We start from the raw sequence: 1,481 nt of genomic DNA on the forward strand, positions 1-1,481 counted from the left end.
TGCAACATGAGCATATCTTTCAATATCTTCTCGTTTTTTGTAGATAGAAACAATTTTATCAATATGTTCATCCAACAGGACATTTTTATTTTTTTGTTTTTCAAAATCTTGAGAAGCATCGATAAATAAGACATCACGATGAGAGCGGTTTTTCTTCAAAATAATAACCGTTGTCGGAATACTCGTTCCAAAAAAAATATTGGCCGGCAAGCCAATGACCGCATCAATGGCTCCCATTTCTAAAAGGGCTTGACGAATGGTTCCTTCTGCGGCTCCTCTAAAGAGCACGCCATGCGGAAGGACAATTCCCATTGTTCCCGATTCTTTCAAATGGTAAAAACCGTGAAGGAGAAAGGCAAAGTCAGCTTTAGATTTAGGCGCTAATTTTCCAAAACGCTCAAAACGAGGGTCAGAGAGAAACTGATCTGCCGCTGACCATTTTGCAGAATAAGGTGGATTCATGACTACGGAATCAAACTGATAAGGCTCTTCTGAGGGCCAATCGGCATCTAAAGTATCTCCGTTATTCAGGTTCATGCGTTCTTTATCCACCCCATGAAGAATTAAGTTCATACGTGCCAAGTTAAAGGTCGTTGTATTTAACTCTTGTCCATGATAGTGCACTTGATTTGGATTGATGAGATAGCGACGAATATTAAGCATCAAAGAACCTGAACCCATCGCAGGGTCATAGATATGAAAAGGTGCTCGAGATTCTTGGCCGATTGAAGTGATCTCTGACATGATGCGTGAAACAGCTTGTGGGGTATAAAACTCGCCTGCTTTTTTACCCGCACCTTCCGCAAACATCCCAATTAAATACTCATAAGCGTCCCCAATCACATCGCCATTGTGTTCAAATAAGTCAATCTCATCTAAAGCACGCAAGACCTCAGTAATCGTCACATTACGTTGTTGTGCATTTGAGCCTAATTTTGTGGAGTTTAAATCAATATCCGCAAACAATCCACTGAATTCTTCTCCTTGACGTTCCAACTCATTAAAACCTGCTTGTAAGTCGGTCAAGTTAAATTCATAGTTATCAGCTTTGAGGCGGTAGTGATAAAACAATTGATCGGGTTGGATAAAGTAGCCTTGTTTGGGTTGGATATTTTCGATTAAATCGTCTTTGTCTTCTTCGTACCATTCCATGAAGCCTGCATACTGAGTGGAACGTTCTGGGAAGGTATCTGTTTTGCCATTTTCTTGTTCATAAACTTCTCTCAGCTGCGCATCAGACAAGTACTTATAGAAAATTAATCCCAGTAAGTAGTTTTTATACTCACTTGCATCCATCTTCCCACGTAAGATATCCGCAGAAGCCCATAGTTGTTGATTTAAACCTGTCGCCATTATAATTCTTCTTTCCATTTTTGAAGTTGTTCAAAGTTTTGTTGTAGTCGTTCTTCTAAACCACTACTCCCGGAATCACGGTTGTTTTCTCTTCCTGCGGGTACTGAGATGTTTCAATTCCCCGCGAT

The 1,481-nt window shown here is 40.2% G+C and carries 1 protein-coding gene; it reads right to left on the reverse strand.

The genetic code is table 11. The annotated features are described in order from the left end of the window. Nucleotides 1-1,353: type I restriction-modification system subunit M (locus tag ABZV77_RS42650; protein WP_356268784.1), on the reverse strand; the 1,353-nt coding region annotated here is incomplete at its 3' end. Nucleotides 1,354-1,481 lie beyond the last annotated feature (128 nt).

Origin of the sequence: Streptomyces sp. NPDC004732, assembly GCF_040609235.1 — a bacterium.
Taxonomy (GTDB): Bacteria; Actinomycetota; Actinomycetes; order Streptomycetales; family Streptomycetaceae; genus Streptomyces.